Raw genomic sequence first — 15,619 nt, forward strand, 5'->3', positions numbered from 1 at the left:
AAACGACAATTATTAAAAAATAGAATCTAGAGAATATTATGAAAATCAGCGAAAACTGGCTAAGACAATGGGCAAATCCTGCCAACACCTCGGATGAATTGGGTCAGCAGCTCACCATGGCGGGGCTGGAGTTAGACGGTTCAGACACGGTTGCGCCTGAATTTAGTGGCGTGGTGGTCGGCGAGGTCATCACCTGTGAGCAGCATCCCGATGCGGATCGCCTGCGTGTTACTACGGTTAATATCGGTACAGGTGAGAACCTACAGATCGTCTGTGGTGCGCCAAATGTCCGTACAGGCCTAAAAGTTGCCGTCGCGACTGTCGGTGCGGTGCTGCCACCGATTGATGGTAAGCCATTTAACATCAAAAAAGGCAAGCTTCGTGGCATCGAGAGCCAAGGCATGCTGTGCGGTGCTTCTGAGATTGGTCTGACTGATGAGATTGATGGTATATTAGAGCTGCCTGATGATGCGCCGATCGGCGTTGATGTGCGTGATTATTTGGGCTTAGATGCGATGATCTTTGACATCGCCATCACGCCAAACCGTGGTGATTGCTTTAGTGCTTTGGGTCTGGCTCGTGAGATTAGCGTGATTAATCGCCTGCCGCTAAGCCGCTCAGAGATCAAAGTCATAACCCCAAACACCGACAAAAAAGTCAATGTTAATGTGCTTAATGATGAAGCCTGCCCGCGTTATCTTGCGCAGTACATCAGTAATATCGACCGTACTGCCAAGAGTCCAAAATGGCTGGTGGATAATCTGATGGCATCAGGCATGCGCACACACAACTTCTTGGTGGATGTGACGAACTATGTATTGCTAGAGCTGGGTCAGCCACTTCATGCCTTTGATGCGGATAAAATTCAAGGCGACATCGTTGTACGTCTGGCGAATCAAGGTGAGACACTAGAACTACTTAATGAGCAGACCATCACGCTAACAGGCGATGAGCTTTTGATTGCTGATGATGTAGGCGCGCTGGCATTGGCGGGCATCATGGGTGGCATGCGCTCGTCAGTGACTGACGAGACGACGAACATCGTGTTGGAATCTGCGCATTTTAATCAGCTTGCCATCGCCGCACGCGCCAGACGTTTTGGTTTGCATACCGATGCCAGCCAGCGCTTTGAGCGTGGTGTGGACTTTGAATTGCCATTGATGGCGCTTCATCGCGCGACCGCTTTGATTCACGAAGTGGCAGGTGCAGAAGTCGGGCAGATTACCACCGTAGAAAATCTTGATAAACTACCAAAACGCAGCCCAATCCATCTACCATATGCGAAGATCGAGCAGCTGTTGGGCGTGGCACTGCCTAGCGATGAAGTTGTCGATATTCTAAATCGTCTAGAGATTGTCACGCAGTTTGATGGTGATAAATTCATCTGCCAGCCGCCAAGCCATCGCTTTGACATAAATATCGCAGAGGATCTGGTTGAAGAAATTGCGCGTATCCACGGCTATGATCACATTAAGCCACGCTTGCCAGAATTTGCTGTGGACATGAGCTATGACGACACAGCAGATCTAACGCATGAACTCAAATTAAGCCTAGCGGCATCGGGTTACTTTGAGGCGGTGAGCTTTAGCTTTAGCGATGCTAAGATCGAAGCGCTATTTAATGATGGCAAGCTTGGGGCAGTATTGCCACTTGCCAATCCAATCTCAGCAGACTTAGCGGTAATGCGCCGTACATTATTATCCAGCCTGCTACCTGTGGTGTCTTATAACCTAAACCGCCAACAGCCTCGCGTACGTCTGTTTGAGACGGGTTTGTCTTTTGTGGGTCAGAACATTGATAACCTAGTGCAGACCCCGAGCCTTGCGATGGTTGCCACCGGCTTGGTTGCTGAAGAGGGCATCTATGATAAGCGCGTGATGGACTTTTTTGATCTAAAGCGCGATGTTGAAAGCCTACTGCCACAACATCTAAATAAGACCAGCCTAACCTACGAGCGCGCTGATTTGGCGTTCTTACACCCTGGGCAAAGTGCTTATCTTGTGGTAAATGGTGTGCATCTTGGCTGGTTCGGTCAGTTACACCCAAGCATCGCCAAAGCGCTTGATCTGCCGGCTGTTTGGGTGGCTCAATTTGCCATCGAAGATCTCATCGATCTGCATCGCGCGACCAACGCCATCACCGCCCCGAGTAAATTCCCAAGCGTGCGCCGTGACTTGGCATTCTTGGTGGATAAATCGGTAGAGTGGCAAGATTTGGTTGTGGATATTCGTGCGGCAGCGGGTAAATATCTGACCGATCTTTGGCTGTTCGATGTCTATGAAGGCGACAGACTGCCAGAGGACAAAAAATCACTGGCTTTTGCCATGCTTTTCCAGAATGCTGATGCCACATTAGAAGATGATGTCATCAAAAAAGCGATGGATGATGTCGTCTCTAGATTGAGCGACAAGCACGGCGCAAAACTAAGAGACAGTTAATCCAAATGCCACTTCGGTGGCTATTGACCTAACATAAGGACACATCATGAGTGCATTAACCAAAGCTGACATGATAGACCGCTTAACGATTCGTCTGCGCATCACTCGCCAAGATGCCAGACGGATTGTGGATAAATTTTTTGAAGAAATTAGCCAAAATCTCGCTGACGGCAAGGAAGTCAAGATCTCTGGATTTGGTAATTTTGAATTAAAAGACAAAAAATCCCGCCCAGGGCGTAACCCAAAGACAGGCGAGAGCATTCCTGTTAAGGCGCGCCGCGTGGTAACATTCAAGGCAGGTCAAAAATTCCGCACGCGCATCGAGATGGAGAATGATCCGCGTTAGTCGGCAGACTGCCGTTAATTTCAATGAGCTGATTTGCTAAATTTGCTTGAATAGTTGGTGGTGTTTTGCTAAAATATCGGCTCATTTTTCCCATCTAAGTGGGCTAATGTGTGAAAACATGGTGCGGTATGCCAAAGTTGGTTGGTGATGGCGTGGCTATGTTCGGCTGTAATGGCATTTGCCAAGGCAGTATATATTAGTGCTTAGATTTATTGGACGATCATCATGCGTAAAGACATCCACCCAGAATACAAAGAAGTTCTATTCCATGACACCAATGCTGACGTGTACTTCCTAACTCGCTCAACTGTTGCGACTAAGACTACTCGTGAATACGAAGGTCAAGAATACCCATATTTCCCACTTGATATTTCAAGTGCGTCGCACCCATTCTACACTGGCGAGCAACGTAAAGCATCTAACGAAGGTCGTGTTGCTAGCTTCAACAAGCGTTTTGGTGCATTCGCAAGCCGTGGCAAAAAAGCCTAACTTGTCCACCAAAAGCAACAAAGCTTTTGATGAAAACCGTCCTGTATGGACGGTTTTTTTTATTATCCATCACAATGAGTTGAGCGACTTTTGAACAGTTTTTATCAAAAGAACATTAAGCTGTTCAAATTTATAAAAATAATTGCCAAAAATATAAAACTTGGTCCAACAAATAGATGACGAATTTGGCGCATCGTGATAGACTATGAATAATTTATTTGTATCAACCATCAGTTGATGATGATGTTAGATTTTTTAAAAGAATATTTGGGGTAGATATGGATCAGAGTGTTTGGCTATTGCTTGCAGTGCTTGCGATTGTACTCGGATGTATTTTGTTGGTGCCTGCCATTTTGCGCGCCATTAATAGCAAAAAACAAATCGATCATGCTGGTGATGTACATCACAAAGATGGTTTACCGATCACGCCAAGAGACGAGCGACTGCTGACTCATGATGATGCGGTTGCCTTGCCAAGCGACGACGCACCTGATGCGCTAACCAGCATGGCGGCGGTGGCAGCTTCATCCCCTGTGGTGAGTGCATCAGATCGACCGATTATTAATCCTGAGCCCAATAAGCCTGCTGAAAATGCTGATGAGGCGATCGCGCCGAGCGATGCTGCGCACGAAGAGACCGAACAGCTGCGTGAGCTTAATGGTAAATTTGAGCAAAACTCCCCAATCCTAGATAAGCATCTGTCTGACCAAGAAAGCTTCGATCAGAATAACAGCCCACTGTTGAATGCCACAGATAACATCGCTGTGGTGATCACACCGCGTAACGCCTACACGGGACTGTCAGGCAAAACCGTACTGAGCTTGGTGCGTGAATACGGCTTAAAATATGGCGTGATGAACATGTTCCACCGCTACGAGCATGAGAATGGCACGGGCGATCTGTGGTTTAGTATGATGGGCGTCAATAACGAGGGTGTTCAGCCGTTTGACTTGAATGTACTTGCTGAGAGTCGTTTTAATAGCATTCTATTGTTCTTATCACTGCCGCACCCACATGCCTTGCGTGGCTTTGATAGCATGGTGTCAGTGGCGCAGATGATCGCTGATGACCTAGAGGCTGACATATATAACGAAGAGGGCTACACGCTCGACGATGCAGAATTTGCCAAATTGCGTGCCCACGCTGCCAGCCATCAATAAGTTTATGCCTTCTAAAAACCGTCTTTGCTAAGGCGGTTTTTTGTCTGATTTTATAGTTGTTTAGAAGTTAAAAATGACCGATTTATTTGATTTTACCCAAGAGGATTTAGTAGCCAACCCCAAAGATGATCACATCGTTGGCCAAATGCGTAATCTGATTCAAGCGCTAAAAAAACACAACCACGCCTATTATGTGCTTGATAACCCAACCATCGCTGATGATGAGTACGACAGTCTAAGATCTAAGTTGGTGCAGCTTGAACAAGCGCATCCCAATTTAAAACAACCTGACAGCCCGACCGACAGCGTGGGCGGTGAGCCGCTACCTGCTTTTAATCAAGTGGCGCATGATTTGGCGATGCTCTCCTTGGGAAATGTATTCGATGAAGAAGGGCTATTAAGCTTCGTTCGCCGTATCAATGACCGCCTTGATGATAAAAATAAGCAGCCAGAATTTGAGATGGAGCTTAAGCTGGACGGTTTGGCAGTATCCTTAAAATACATGAATGGCGTATTCACTCAAGCCATCACGCGTGGCGATGGTCGCTTGGGTGAGGATATTACGCATAATGTCAGAACCATCCGTAACTTACCGTTGGTGCTGCCAGAGTGTGTCGATATTGATTTATTGGAAGTGCGCGGCGAGGTGCTCATGCCAAAAGCGGGCTTTATGAAGTTTAATAAAGACAGTGAACTGCGTGGTGAGAAGACTTTTGCCAATCCTAGAAATGCCGCCGCGGGCAGTCTGCGCCAACTTAATCCTGCCATTGCAGCAGCACGACCTTTGGCGTTTTTTGGGTATTCAGTGAATCAGGGTTTGCCAAGTCACATCACGACCCAAAGTGGTGCATTGGAATATCTGCGCACGTTAGGATTTGAGACTGCGCCTTTTGATACTGCAACCACCCCTAAGGGTGTGCAGGAATTTTATGATAATATCGCCAATGCACGCGATCAGCTGCCCTTTGAGATTGATGGGGTGGTAATCAAGGTGAATTCGTTAGCGCTGCAGAATGATTTGGGGTTTTTGAGCCGCGAACCGAGATGGGCGACGGCTTATAAATTTGCCGCCCAGAATGCCATCACGCGTCTTTTGACGGTAGAGTGGCAAGTAGGGCGTACAGGACAGCTGACCCCTGTGGGTAAATTGGAGCCTGTTAATGTCGGTGGGGTGACGGTCAGTAACGTGACGCTGCATAATTTTGGTGAGATTCAGCGGCTTGGCGTTATGGTTGGCGACATGGTGAGCATCCACCGCGCTGGTGATGTTATTCCGAAAGTCTCGGGAGTGATGATGGAGCTGCGTGATGAGAATGTCAGCTCGATCACACTACCAGAGACTTGCCCTGTGTGTGATTCTCATGTCTCCTTGCCCGAGGGTGAGGCGCTGGCTCGCTGCACGGGCGGATTGTATTGCCCTGCTCAGTCTAAGGAGGCACTGATTCACTTTGTGTCGCGCCGCGCGATGGATATTGATGGCTTGGGTGGGCAATGGCTGATCAAGTTCTTTGAGATGAATCTGATCAAGACAGTTGCTGACATTTATACTCTAAAAGACCATCAAGAACATCTGATGACCTTGGAGGGTCTCGGCGAAAAATCTGTTGCCAATATGCTGTCCGCCATTGAAACATCCAAAAACACAACCCTGCCAAGATTTATCTTTGCACTAGGTATTCGTGGGGTGGGTGAGACCACTGCGCAGAATTTGGCAGAGAGTTTTGAGAGTTTTGATGCATTAAGACAAGCAAGTGCCGAGCAGCTGCTTCATGTGCCAGACATTGGCGACATCACGGCGGTTAATATCATGGAGTTCTTCCAAAGTGAGCATAACAATGAAGTCATCGACGGCTTGATTAATGCTGGCATCCATTGGGGTGCAGTGACAAAAAACACAGGCGATGCACCATTAGATGGGCAGACTTGGGTGGTGACTGGCACACTATCAGCGATGGGGCGAGATGAAGCCAAGGCGCATCTACAGGCATTGGGCGCAAAAGTCTTAGGATCAGTATCTGCCAAAACCAGCATGCTATTGGCAGGCGAAAAGGCAGGCTCCAAGCTTGATAAAGCGCAAAGCTTAGGCGTGCAAGTGATGGATGAGGCGACATTTATGGCACTATTGACAGAGCATGGGCGAGCTTAATTGCCCTATGACAGCCTAATGATTGACTTTGCTTGTGCTCATGATAAGCTACCAAAGCCAAAATTAAGTAATAGATTAAGGAATATCCATGACGATAAGTAACACACGGCCAAAGAGCAAGAGTGACCTGTTCTCCATGTTTGGGCTGTTGGTTGGTTGTATCTTATTCGGACTGGGTAGCCTGATCGTCGCACACGTTGAGACGGTCGGTGCGTATGCCATGGCATTTTGGCGGTTGCTCATATCGACAGGGGTTTTTTTGGTGCTTGCGAAGATTTTTGGTCAGCATTTCCCCACCGATAAAAAAGCCATTGGATTTGCGCTGATATCAGGGGCTGCACTTGGTTTTGATTTGGCGCTGTGGCATGAGAGTATTTATGCGATCGGGCCGGGTATTTCTACTTTATTAAACAGCTTGCAGATTTTCTTTTTGGCATTCATTGCGTTTTTGTGGTTTGGTGAGCGTCAGACCAAGATGCAGCTTTTGAGTCTTGTAATGGCATCGGTTGGAGTGGCACTCATCGCCAGCCCTGAGTTTGCGCACAATGATGCTGCGCTGTGGGGCTTTGTCTCTGGGATTGCCTCTGGGGCATTCTTGGCGATCTCCATGGCGTATATTCGGCGCACCCATGAAGTCGTTCGTGTGCCTATATTGCCAATGATGACCATCGTGGGTGCAGGCGGTGCGCTGACGATGCTGCCGATGATGCTCTTGTGGAATTGGGGGCAAATCATGCCTACCACCATGAGTGAATGGGGCTGGGTGTTCGTATACGGTGCGGTCATGCAGTGCATGGCGTGGGGGCTTATTGCTTATTCTATTCCTAAGCTTGCCTTGTCGCTGACAGGTCTGCTCTTGCTGTCAGAGCCTGTGGCAGCACTGCTGATTGATTATTTTTGGCTGCATAAGGCGATCAGTGGGCTTCAATGGGGCGGTGCGTTTTTGGTGATGTTCGCCATCTATCTAGGCTCATTAAAGGCAAGAAATTGATTAACATTTAGCTAAAACAAAAAAGGATTGAATGTCATGTTCAACCCTTTTTTATTTGGTTGTCTTATTTGGCAGGGCGAATCTCGATCGGCAATACCAGGCCTTCCCCAAACTTGTCCGCAAAGACGTATTCATGCTTGTCAGCGACGACATTATCCTTGGTGTGAATGATGAGCTTCATGTCGGCGCCATCGGTGAGTTCATGGCCTTTATAGCCGTCTTCTAACTGATCGAGAATCTTGCCCAGTGCTTCGGGTGCTGCCATGCTAACGACGATGCTGTGCTGGGCCTGTTGATCGCTGATGTTGTAGGCTTTGGCATAGTTTTGCACCGCTTGACTGCGAATGTCGATGGGGTATTGATAGCTATTGATGTCGGCCTTTTGGGTGTTGGTGTCGATGAGCCTCCAGTTGATCTGGATTTTACCATCGGCGGTGATGATTGGCTGAATCTCGGGACTGTCAATATCGACGCCATCAGCTTTTAGGGTGTCGGTGAGTGCTTCAATGCTGTGTGGGTTGTGCGATTCGATATTATCGGCAGTGTCTGCGCTGTCGCTGGATTGGGTAGGCTCAGCAGGCTTAGAGCAGCCGATGAGAAGACAAGCAGACAGTGTAAGCGTTAGGATGGATAATTTCATGAGTAACCTTCTAAAAATAATTGCCTATTTTAGCGTAATTTTGGTGCCAGATTTAATAAAATTCATCACAAATTGACTGTTAAAGTGATTGACGTTATTTTCACTGGTCAATAGGCGGCGTGTAAAAGCGTGATAGTCTTGCATGTTTTGGCTAGTCACCATCAGCACAAAGTCATAATCACCTGAGATTTCATAACACATCATCACCTGTGGCTCGGATGCCATGACCCGCTCAAACCGCTGCTGCATGGATACGCTCGACGTTGCCATCTTGATCATCACCAGTACTGTGAGTGTGTAGCCGACCTTGGTGGGGTCGATGATGGCGACTTGCTTGGCGATGATTTTCTGATCGATAAGCGTGCTGATGCGTCGCTGTGCCGTGGCGATAGAGATACCCGCTCGTTCGGCGACGCTCTTTAGTGGGAGTGTCGCATCATCTTGTAGGAGATTTAAGATGATTTTATCGGTGTCATCAAGTGCGTGTGTCATTAGATTACATAATTTAGTTAATTATGAGAAATTTTATCAAAATTACCTATTATATGCAAAATAAAACTAAATAATTAACTTTGATCGTGCTTTATTCTCATGATTTTTATTTAAAATGTGCGAAAATTATTTGAATAGACAAATATCATGAATGCGAACATTTCTGTAACCAATTCTAGTGTACTCATCGCGCCACAAGACACCGCCAAAGCTCGGGCGCGCCGACAATTCATGTGGGGAATTGCGCTTGTCGTACTTGCTAACTTATTATTTGGGGTGCTGTACACGTATGGCAAATGGTTGTCGCCTTTGACCGGCACGAGCGTGTTTTTGTGGCGCATGGTGATGATCTTGGGCTGTTTGTTGGTGTTCTTGGTGGTTAGTGGGCAATCAAAAACCATCATCAATGATCTAAAAGCCATCAAGGGCGTAAAGTCTTGGTTTTGGCTGTTGCTGCCGACACCGATTTTTGCCAGTCAGCTGTGGCTCTTTATGTGGGCACCACTGAACGACCAAGGCGTACAGACAGCGATGGGCTATTTTCTTTTCCCATTGACGATGGTGTTGTTCGGCTGTGTATTATTTAAAGAAAAGCTAAGCAAGGTGCAGTGGCTTGCGGTCGCCTTAGCGGGGGTAGGCGTGGCAGCGGAGATCGTGCGCACAGGCGAGCTTAGTTGGGCGACGTTTTGGGTGTGTGGTACTTATCCGATTTACTACATCATGCGCCGCGTTCAGAAGGTGCGTGCTGTGACAGGCCTGTTCATCGATGCGCTCATCATCGCACCCGTGTGCTTGATTTGGCTTATCATGACTGACATGGATACAGTCAAGACGGTGCTAACGGATGGTTGGCTGCTTCTTAAAGTCGTGGGTCTTGGCGTGGTGAGCATCCTTGCGCTGCAGTCGCATCTTGAGGCGAATCGCCTGCTGCCTGTCAGTCTGTTCGGCTTAATGGGATATATCGAGCCTGCGCTGTTGTTCTTGCTTGCGGTGACGGTGCTTGGCGGAACATTTACGATGGACATGCTGGGCAGCTATGGGCTGATCTGGGCGGGAATTTTGTGTTTGGTACTGCAAGGTGTTGTCTCGTATCGCAAGAATAAAGGTGAATCAGCATCAAGCCAATAAAATGAAAAGGTCAATATCACATTGACCTTTTCATTTTGACGACGGGAATTATCGTAAATCCGCCTTGAACCCGCGTTTTTTATCCATTTGCCAATCGCGTTCTTTTAGGGTGGCGCGCTTGTCGTGGAGTTTTTTACCTTTAGCTAGGGCGATTTCGCATTTGACGCGTGAAGATTTCCAGTAGCAAGATAATGGCACGACCGCATAGCCTTTTTGGTTGACCATGCCGAATAATTTGTCAATCTCGCGGCGATTAAGAAGTAATTTGCGCGTGCGAATGTTGTCTGGATTGATGTGCGTTGAGCTGGTCAAAAGCGGCTGAATGTGCGCACCGAACAAGAACGCTTCGCCATTTTTGAAAATGACATAAGCGTCGGTGATCGCCATTTTGCCTGCGCGGATTGCTTTGACTTCCCAGCCCTCCAGGGCAAGCCCAGCTTCAAAGGTCTCTTCGATAAAATATTCGTGGCGTGCTTTTTTATTGGCACAGATTTGATTGCTTGGTTTTTTTGCCATGAGTTTTTGTCCTATTTTTATATAATGCTTGGTATTATAACAAATTATGACAGCCGATAAAGTAGTGCATCTGTTAATTTGCCTAATTGTCAATTTTTGCGAAATCGATTTGCGTTTAAAGGCGATAATTGATACCATGAACATGATTTATCCATATTATCTACACAAGGAACAACCATGCTAAATAGTGCTCCTACCATTGAGACTCTATTGAACCACCGCTCTGTGCGTAAATACACAGGCGAACCGATTTCTGATGAGATGCTGCAGGCGATCTTGGAAGCGGGGCGTGCGGTATCGACGTCCAGCTTTTTGCAGGCGACGAGCATCATTCGTGTGGTTGATAGCGCTAAGCGTACCCAGCTGCGTCAGATCTCATGCAACATGAGCGAGGCGGATTATAATGAAGCGTTTGCCAATGGCGAGCGTTTGGGTCATGGCTATGTGGAGTCTTGTGCTGAGTATCTGATTTTTTGTATGGATGCTAAGCGCCATAACCAGCTGGCGGATGTGCAGACTGACTGGACAGAGGTGACGCTAATTGGTGCGATCGATGCCGCACTCATGGCGCAAAACGTACTGGCTGCGGCCGAGAGTCTTGGCTTGGGCGGCGTATTTATCGGTTCTCTTCGTAATGACATCGAGCGAGCAGGCGAGATCTTAGGCTGCCCTAAGCACGTCGTCCCATTATTCGGTCTGTGCTTAGGTCATCCTGATTGGGAGTCTAAGATTAACCAATCACAGCGTCCACGTCTGCCGCTAGACGTACTTGTCTCTACCGACGCCTACCAAGAAGCTGATGAAGCGTCCCTAAATGCGTACAACGAACAAGTGCGTGAATATTACCAAGGGCGCAAGCTTGATCTAGACTGGCGCGCTCAAATCGCCCAAACCTTCGGCGCTGAAGTGCGTCCCTTCATGCTAGAATACCTACAAAAGCAAGGCTTTGCCAAGCGATAACCTTTAGCATTCAAGCCTTTCGTTGCATATTGCAGGCGCGAAAGGCTTTACAATATTGACGAGAATACGTTATAATCTTTTAAATTTTTAGTCGGGGTGCTGTCCTTTTGATGGCTGAGATAATACCCGTGAACCTGATTCAGTTAATACTGTCGTAGGAAACTAAACCATGCCCACCCCATCATTTCTACTGTCCTGCTAGAGGGCGTATGCACCACGTTAGCATAGACGGTCTGTCGCTAAGATTCTGCGAGCAGCAGATTTTTCATGATTTTAATTTTCAATTGCCCAAAGGTCGCTTTAGCAGTCTATTGGGTGGCTCGGGTGTGGGCAAATCCACCTTGCTGCGCATCATCGCAGGACTTGAGAAAGGCTATCAGGGAGAAGTTAGCTTCCTAGACGATGCCAATATCGCCTACATGGCTCAGCACGATGCGCTGTATCCTTGGCTATCAATCATCGATAATGTACAGCTCTATGTGCACCTATCAGGTCGCAAATCCCCCAAGACACACGCCAAAGCACTGCAACTACTCACCCAAGTAAAGATGAGCGATCACACTCATAAAAAAGTCCACGAACTCTCAGGCGGCCAAAGACAGCGTGTTGCATTGGCGCGCACGCTCATGATGGATGCCGATCTGGTGCTGATGGATGAGCCGTTTTCTGCATTAGATGCCGTGACACGCCATGAATTACAGGCTTTGGCGTATGAATTGCTACAAGACAAAACCGTCCTACTCATCACTCACGACCCCCAAGAAGCTCTTCGACTTAGTGATGATATTTATGTCCTAAAACACCAGCCCGCCACCATATCCCTAAAAATCACGCCAGATGATAGACCCATTAGGGCGCTCACTCATAGCGTATTTGGTGAGCTACATGCACGGCTCCTTGCTGAGCTTGGGGAGATTGTCTGATGCGATGGCTCAAGATACCTTTGATTACCTTGGTTTTGTTATTGATTTGGCAGGTGATTGTGTCGCTTGGTGAGTTACCGCACTACATTCTACCAAGTCCTTTGGCGGTCTATGAATCATTCTTAGTGCATCATGAGCTTATCTGGGAGCAAGCCAGAATTACGCTGATTGAGATTTTGTTTGGGCTTGGCATTGGCACGACCTTGGGTGTGGCGTCAGCATTGATATTAAGTGCGTCGCGCAGATTGTCCTCGGTGCTGTTGTCTATACTGATCATCTCGCAGGCGATTCCTGTATTTGCCATCGCGCCATTGCTCGTGCTTTGGTTTGGATATGGGATCACCTCGAAGATTGTCATGACGGTAATGATTATTTATTTCCCTGTCACGGCAGCGTGTTTTGATGGGCTGCGCCAGACTCAGAATGCGTGGCTTGACATTGCTCAAACTTATCGCATTTCGCCCATGCAGATGCTATTAAAGGTTAAACTGCCCGCTGCGCTACCTGCCCTAGCATCAGGGCTTCGCATTGCCATCTCGATCGCGCCAATTGGGGCAGTGGTTGGCGAATGGGTCGGCTCATCGCACGGCTTGGGTTATCTCATGTTGCATGCCAATGCCAGAATGCAGGTTGATTTGATGTTTGTGGCGTTATTTGTACTCGTTATTATCGCACTTAGTCTGTATTTTTTGGGTGATTATTTATTAAAACGCCTAATTCCTTGGGCATCCCATGTGCGTTAATCACACAACCAACCATAAAAAGGAGAATTTATGACTTTATCGAAATTTATCAAAGGTGCGCTTATCGCCACCGCTGCGCTGATTTTATTGGCTTGCGCGCCAAAAGAACAAAATGCTAAAGACAGCGTGCAAGACGTTCAAAAGCTAACATTGCTACTAGATTGGTTCGTAAACCCGAATCACGCAGCCATCATCATCGCTAAGCAGCAAGGGTATTTTGATGAGCAGGGGCTTGATGTTGAGATCACAGAACCCGCCGATCCATCCATGCCGCCAAAACTGGTCGCCTCAAACCAAGCAGACATCGCGGTTGATTATCAGCCGCAGCTACAACAAAGCATCGCCCAAGGCTTGCCACTTGTGCGCATTGGCACGGTGATTAATACGCCGCTGAACAGCTTAGTCATTCTAAAAGACAGCAACATCACCAAGCTAGAAGACCTAAAAGGCAAAAAAATCGGCTATTCGGTGAGCGGGTTTGAAGAGCTATTATTAAAGACCATGCTGCAATCAGTCAATTTAACCGACAAAGACGTACAAATGGTGAATGTAAACTGGTCGCTTTCGCCTTCTTTGCTTAGCGGTCAGGCGGATGGCGTGATTGGTGCGTTTCGTAATTTTGAGCTTAATCAATTACACATCGAAAAACATGAAGGCGTGGCGTTCTATCCAGAGGAGCATGGGGTGCCCGCCTATGATGAACTGATTTTCGTGGCGAACAAGAACGCTATTCAAGACGAAAAATTGGTTAAATTCATGAATGCCATCACTCAGGCGACAGATTTTATCAGACAAAATCCTGATCAAGCATGGCAGTCATTCGTGGCTTATAAGCCAAAAGAGCTTGATAATGAGCTGAACAAGCTGGCGTGGGCGGACACCTTGCCGCACCTGCCAAATAACCCAAAAGCGCTGGATATTAACCGCTATCAAGCCATGGCAGATTTTATGTACGCCCAAAACCTAACCAAAAAACTACCCAATGTCAGCGAATACGCCATCGAACTGCCTTAAAGGTCATCAAAAACGCATCCAAAATGGGTGCGTTTTTTAATTTAAATCAGCAAGGCGATTCTAAAATCACAAACAGGTTTAAAAAATTAGCAAAATTTGATAGCATACTCAGTTATTTTAGCCAGATTTAAAAAGCCAATGATCTCACACACCCCAAAAAAAGCCCTATACCCTGGCACATTCGACCCCATTACCAATGGACACATCGATCTTGTTAAGCGCACATTGAAACTGTTTGATGAAGTGATCATTGCCGTTGCTTTCGCCCATCACAAGAAGCCACTGTTTAGCTTCGATGAGCGTGTGGCGATGGTGGAATCGGTATTTAAAGATGATCCACGTGTGGTGGTGGTTGGCTTTGAAGGGCTTTTGGTGGATTTCGCCAGAGAGCAAAACACCCAAGCGGTCATTCGTGGTCTGCGCGCGGTGTCGGATTTTGAATATGAATTTGGTCTTGCCAACATGAATCGTAGTTTGGATGAGAATTTTGAGGCGGTATTTTTGACGCCATCTCAAGAATATTCCTTTGTGTCATCTACATTGGTGCGTGAAGTGGCACGGCTTGGTGGCGATGTCTCAAAATTCGTTCCACCTTGTGTGCTGACAGGCTTTGCCAACAAGTTTGCGGTGAACTAAATGGCGTTAATTATTACCGAAGAATGCATCAACTGCGATGTCTGCGAACCTGTCTGCCCTAATGAAGCCATCAGTGCCGGCAATGACATCTATGTGATCGACCCGAATTTATGCACAGAATGCGTGGGCCATTACGATACGCCGCAGTGTGTAGATATCTGTCCTGTAGATTGTATTCCAAAAGATCCAAATCATGCCGAGAGCGAAGAAGAGCTTTTGGCGAAATTTCATCGAATTACTGGATAATACGGATAATTTATAAAGCAATCAAAGATTGTATCTTAAGCCAAGAAAATTATGATATAATAGCCATCTTGGCAGACTAGACAATCGCCGTCCAAACTTTGGAGGGAGGAAAGTCCGGGCTACATAGGGCGACGTGCTAGCTAACGGCTAGGAGGCGAGAGCCTACGACCAGTGCAACAGAGAGCAGACCGCCTATTATATAGGTAAGGGTGAAAGGGTGGGGTAAGAGCCCACCGCATGACTGGCAACAGTTCATGGCATGGTAAACTCCACGTGTAGCAAGACCAAATAGGTGTCCAACGAGTTGCCCGCTTGGGACACGGGTAGGTTGCTTGAGCGTATCAGTGATGATGCGCCTAGATGAATGATTGTCCACGACAGAACCCGGCTTATCGGTTTGCCATAATATTTTAAAAAATTGCAGAATTTTTGAAAAATTTCATTGACAGCAAATGAATTCATCTGTATAATTCGCACCCTGTAACGGCGATGTAGCTCAGCTGGTTAGAGCGCACGACTCATAATCGTGAGGTCAAGAGTTCAAGTCTCTTCATCGCCACCAATTATAAAATAATTTGAAAAAAAGTTCTTGACTTCAATTCAAAATATAGTATAATTAGATTTCTGCTGACGAAAAAGCATTTTTAAAAATTATCAACTAAAAATAAATTTTAAAAAATTGCTTGACATCACAAAATAATGTGATAAAATGGTCAGCCTTGATTAATGATAATGATGCAGACGATGTATC

The 15,619-nt window shown here is 46.9% G+C and carries 16 protein-coding genes, 1 tRNA gene, 1 other RNA gene and 1 riboswitch; of the genes, 15 read left to right on the forward strand and 3 right to left on the reverse strand.

Going from position 1 to position 15,619, the window contains the following annotated elements:
- Nucleotides 1-38: 38 nt before the first annotated feature.
- From pheT to MBO_RS08710, 6 genes are all read left to right on the forward strand, one after another.
- Nucleotides 39-2,438, forward strand: coding sequence for a phenylalanine--tRNA ligase subunit beta (pheT, locus tag MBO_RS08685; RefSeq protein ID WP_036366787.1), 2,400 nt, complete (start codon nucleotides 39-41; stop codon nucleotides 2,436-2,438).
- 46 nt (nucleotides 2,439-2,484) lie between these two features.
- Nucleotides 2,485-2,784, forward strand: coding sequence for an integration host factor subunit alpha (locus tag MBO_RS08690; protein ID WP_036366788.1), 300 nt, complete (start codon nucleotides 2,485-2,487; stop codon nucleotides 2,782-2,784).
- A gap of 225 nt (nucleotides 2,785-3,009) precedes the next feature.
- Nucleotides 3,010-3,273 (forward strand): type B 50S ribosomal protein L31, encoded by a 264-nt coding sequence (locus MBO_RS08695; RefSeq protein ID WP_036366789.1) that lies wholly within the window; start codon nucleotides 3,010-3,012, stop codon nucleotides 3,271-3,273.
- A 278-nt stretch (nucleotides 3,274-3,551) separates the two neighbouring features.
- The gene (locus MBO_RS08700; RefSeq protein WP_036366790.1) at nucleotides 3,552-4,433 is read left to right on the forward strand and encodes a cell division protein ZipA C-terminal FtsZ-binding domain-containing protein; all 882 of its coding nucleotides are present in this window, start codon (nucleotides 3,552-3,554) and stop codon (nucleotides 4,431-4,433) included.
- Nucleotides 4,434-4,506: 73 nt separating this feature from the next.
- Complete coding sequence (gene ligA, locus MBO_RS08705) at nucleotides 4,507-6,579, forward strand: NAD-dependent DNA ligase LigA (RefSeq protein WP_052585413.1); 2,073 nt, start codon at nucleotides 4,507-4,509, stop codon at nucleotides 6,577-6,579.
- Between the two features lie 88 nt (nucleotides 6,580-6,667).
- A complete protein-coding gene (locus MBO_RS08710; RefSeq protein WP_046700783.1) occupies nucleotides 6,668-7,570 on the forward strand; it encodes a DMT family transporter in 903 nt (300 codons plus the stop codon).
- Between the two features lie 64 nt (nucleotides 7,571-7,634).
- Here the strand turns inward: MBO_RS08710 and MBO_RS08715 are convergent, their stop codons facing one another.
- Together MBO_RS08715 and MBO_RS08720 are read right to left on the reverse strand one after the other, a co-directional pair.
- Nucleotides 7,635-8,210, reverse strand: a complete 576-nt coding sequence (locus MBO_RS08715; RefSeq protein WP_036366791.1) for a hypothetical protein — start codon at nucleotides 8,208-8,210, stop codon at nucleotides 7,635-7,637.
- Nucleotides 8,211-8,234: 24 nt separating this feature from the next.
- Nucleotides 8,235-8,702: an Lrp/AsnC family transcriptional regulator gene (locus tag MBO_RS08720; RefSeq protein ID WP_036366792.1), complete on the reverse strand. Its 468-nt coding sequence runs from the start codon at nucleotides 8,700-8,702 to the stop codon at nucleotides 8,235-8,237.
- Nucleotides 8,703-8,849: 147 nt separating this feature from the next.
- Between MBO_RS08720 and rarD the strand changes: the two genes are divergently transcribed.
- The gene (gene rarD / locus MBO_RS08725; protein WP_036366793.1) at nucleotides 8,850-9,830 is read left to right on the forward strand and encodes an EamA family transporter RarD; all 981 of its coding nucleotides are present in this window, start codon (nucleotides 8,850-8,852) and stop codon (nucleotides 9,828-9,830) included.
- 48 nt (nucleotides 9,831-9,878) lie between these two features.
- On the opposite strand, the gene smpB is transcribed toward rarD, so the two are convergent.
- Nucleotides 9,879-10,346: an SsrA-binding protein SmpB gene (gene smpB / locus MBO_RS08730; RefSeq protein ID WP_036366794.1), complete on the reverse strand. Its 468-nt coding sequence runs from the start codon at nucleotides 10,344-10,346 to the stop codon at nucleotides 9,879-9,881.
- A 177-nt stretch (nucleotides 10,347-10,523) separates the two neighbouring features.
- On the opposite strand from smpB, the gene nfsA reads away from it, so the two are divergent.
- The 8 genes from nfsA (at nucleotide 10,524) to MBO_RS08770 (ending at nucleotide 15,430) form a co-directional block, all read left to right on the forward strand.
- On the forward strand, nucleotides 10,524-11,306 hold the full coding sequence (gene nfsA / locus MBO_RS08735) for an oxygen-insensitive NADPH nitroreductase (protein WP_036366795.1): 783 nt from the start codon (nucleotides 10,524-10,526) through the stop codon (nucleotides 11,304-11,306).
- An 82-nt stretch (nucleotides 11,307-11,388) separates the two neighbouring features.
- A riboswitch (TPP riboswitch) is annotated at nucleotides 11,389-11,484 on the forward strand.
- Between the two features lie 31 nt (nucleotides 11,485-11,515).
- A complete protein-coding gene (locus MBO_RS08740; RefSeq protein ID WP_036366796.1) occupies nucleotides 11,516-12,229 on the forward strand; it encodes an ABC transporter ATP-binding protein in 714 nt (237 codons plus the stop codon).
- The gene (locus MBO_RS08745; protein WP_036366797.1) at nucleotides 12,229-12,972 is read left to right on the forward strand and encodes an ABC transporter permease; all 744 of its coding nucleotides are present in this window, start codon (nucleotides 12,229-12,231) and stop codon (nucleotides 12,970-12,972) included. The genes MBO_RS08740 and MBO_RS08745 overlap by 1 nt, the downstream gene beginning before the upstream one ends.
- Nucleotides 12,973-13,002: 30 nt before the next feature.
- Complete coding sequence (locus MBO_RS08750) at nucleotides 13,003-13,986, forward strand: ABC transporter substrate-binding protein (protein WP_036366798.1); 984 nt, start codon at nucleotides 13,003-13,005, stop codon at nucleotides 13,984-13,986.
- A gap of 141 nt (nucleotides 13,987-14,127) precedes the next feature.
- A complete protein-coding gene (gene coaD / locus MBO_RS08755; protein ID WP_036366810.1) occupies nucleotides 14,128-14,622 on the forward strand; it encodes a pantetheine-phosphate adenylyltransferase in 495 nt (164 codons plus the stop codon).
- Nucleotides 14,623-14,868 (forward strand): YfhL family 4Fe-4S dicluster ferredoxin, encoded by a 246-nt coding sequence (locus tag MBO_RS08760; RefSeq protein WP_036366799.1) that lies wholly within the window; start codon nucleotides 14,623-14,625, stop codon nucleotides 14,866-14,868.
- Between the two features lie 68 nt (nucleotides 14,869-14,936).
- An RNA gene (gene rnpB, locus MBO_RS08765) (RNase P RNA component class A) lies at nucleotides 14,937-15,276 on the forward strand.
- A gap of 77 nt (nucleotides 15,277-15,353) precedes the next feature.
- Nucleotides 15,354-15,430: transfer RNA gene (locus MBO_RS08770), tRNA-Met, on the forward strand.
- Nucleotides 15,431-15,619: the final 189 nt, after the last annotated feature.

Origin of the sequence: Moraxella bovoculi 237 (assembly GCF_000696305.2) — a bacterium.
Taxonomy (GTDB): Bacteria; Pseudomonadota; Gammaproteobacteria; order Pseudomonadales; family Moraxellaceae; genus Moraxella; species Moraxella bovoculi.

What these genes read in the sequence shown, in the direction of transcription:
- pheT (WP_036366787.1), top strand. Translation starts at nt 39, where the DNA reads ATGAAAATCAGCGAAAACTGGCTAAGACAATGGGCAAATCCTGCCAAC.
- MBO_RS08690 (WP_036366788.1), top strand. Translation starts at nt 2,485, where the DNA reads ATGAGTGCATTAACCAAAGCTGACATGATAGACCGCTTAACGATTCGT.
- MBO_RS08695 (WP_036366789.1), top strand. Translation starts at nt 3,010, where the DNA reads ATGCGTAAAGACATCCACCCAGAATACAAAGAAGTTCTATTCCATGAC.
- MBO_RS08700 (WP_036366790.1), top strand. Translation starts at nt 3,552, where the DNA reads ATGGATCAGAGTGTTTGGCTATTGCTTGCAGTGCTTGCGATTGTACTC.
- ligA (WP_052585413.1), top strand. Translation starts at nt 4,507, where the DNA reads ATGACCGATTTATTTGATTTTACCCAAGAGGATTTAGTAGCCAACCCC.
- MBO_RS08710 (WP_046700783.1), top strand. Translation starts at nt 6,668, where the DNA reads ATGACGATAAGTAACACACGGCCAAAGAGCAAGAGTGACCTGTTCTCC.
- MBO_RS08715 (WP_036366791.1), bottom strand. Translation starts at nt 8,210, where the DNA reads ATGAAATTATCCATCCTAACGCTTACACTGTCTGCTTGTCTTCTCATC.
- MBO_RS08720 (WP_036366792.1), bottom strand. Translation starts at nt 8,702, where the DNA reads ATGACACACGCACTTGATGACACCGATAAAATCATCTTAAATCTCCTA.
- rarD (WP_036366793.1), top strand. Translation starts at nt 8,850, where the DNA reads ATGAATGCGAACATTTCTGTAACCAATTCTAGTGTACTCATCGCGCCA.
- smpB (WP_036366794.1), bottom strand. Translation starts at nt 10,346, where the DNA reads ATGGCAAAAAAACCAAGCAATCAAATCTGTGCCAATAAAAAAGCACGC.
- nfsA (WP_036366795.1), top strand. Translation starts at nt 10,524, where the DNA reads ATGCTAAATAGTGCTCCTACCATTGAGACTCTATTGAACCACCGCTCT.
- MBO_RS08740 (WP_036366796.1), top strand. Translation starts at nt 11,516, where the DNA reads ATGCACCACGTTAGCATAGACGGTCTGTCGCTAAGATTCTGCGAGCAG.
- MBO_RS08745 (WP_036366797.1), top strand. Translation starts at nt 12,229, where the DNA reads ATGCGATGGCTCAAGATACCTTTGATTACCTTGGTTTTGTTATTGATT.
- MBO_RS08750 (WP_036366798.1), top strand. Translation starts at nt 13,003, where the DNA reads ATGACTTTATCGAAATTTATCAAAGGTGCGCTTATCGCCACCGCTGCG.
- MBO_RS08760 (WP_036366799.1), top strand. Translation starts at nt 14,623, where the DNA reads ATGGCGTTAATTATTACCGAAGAATGCATCAACTGCGATGTCTGCGAA.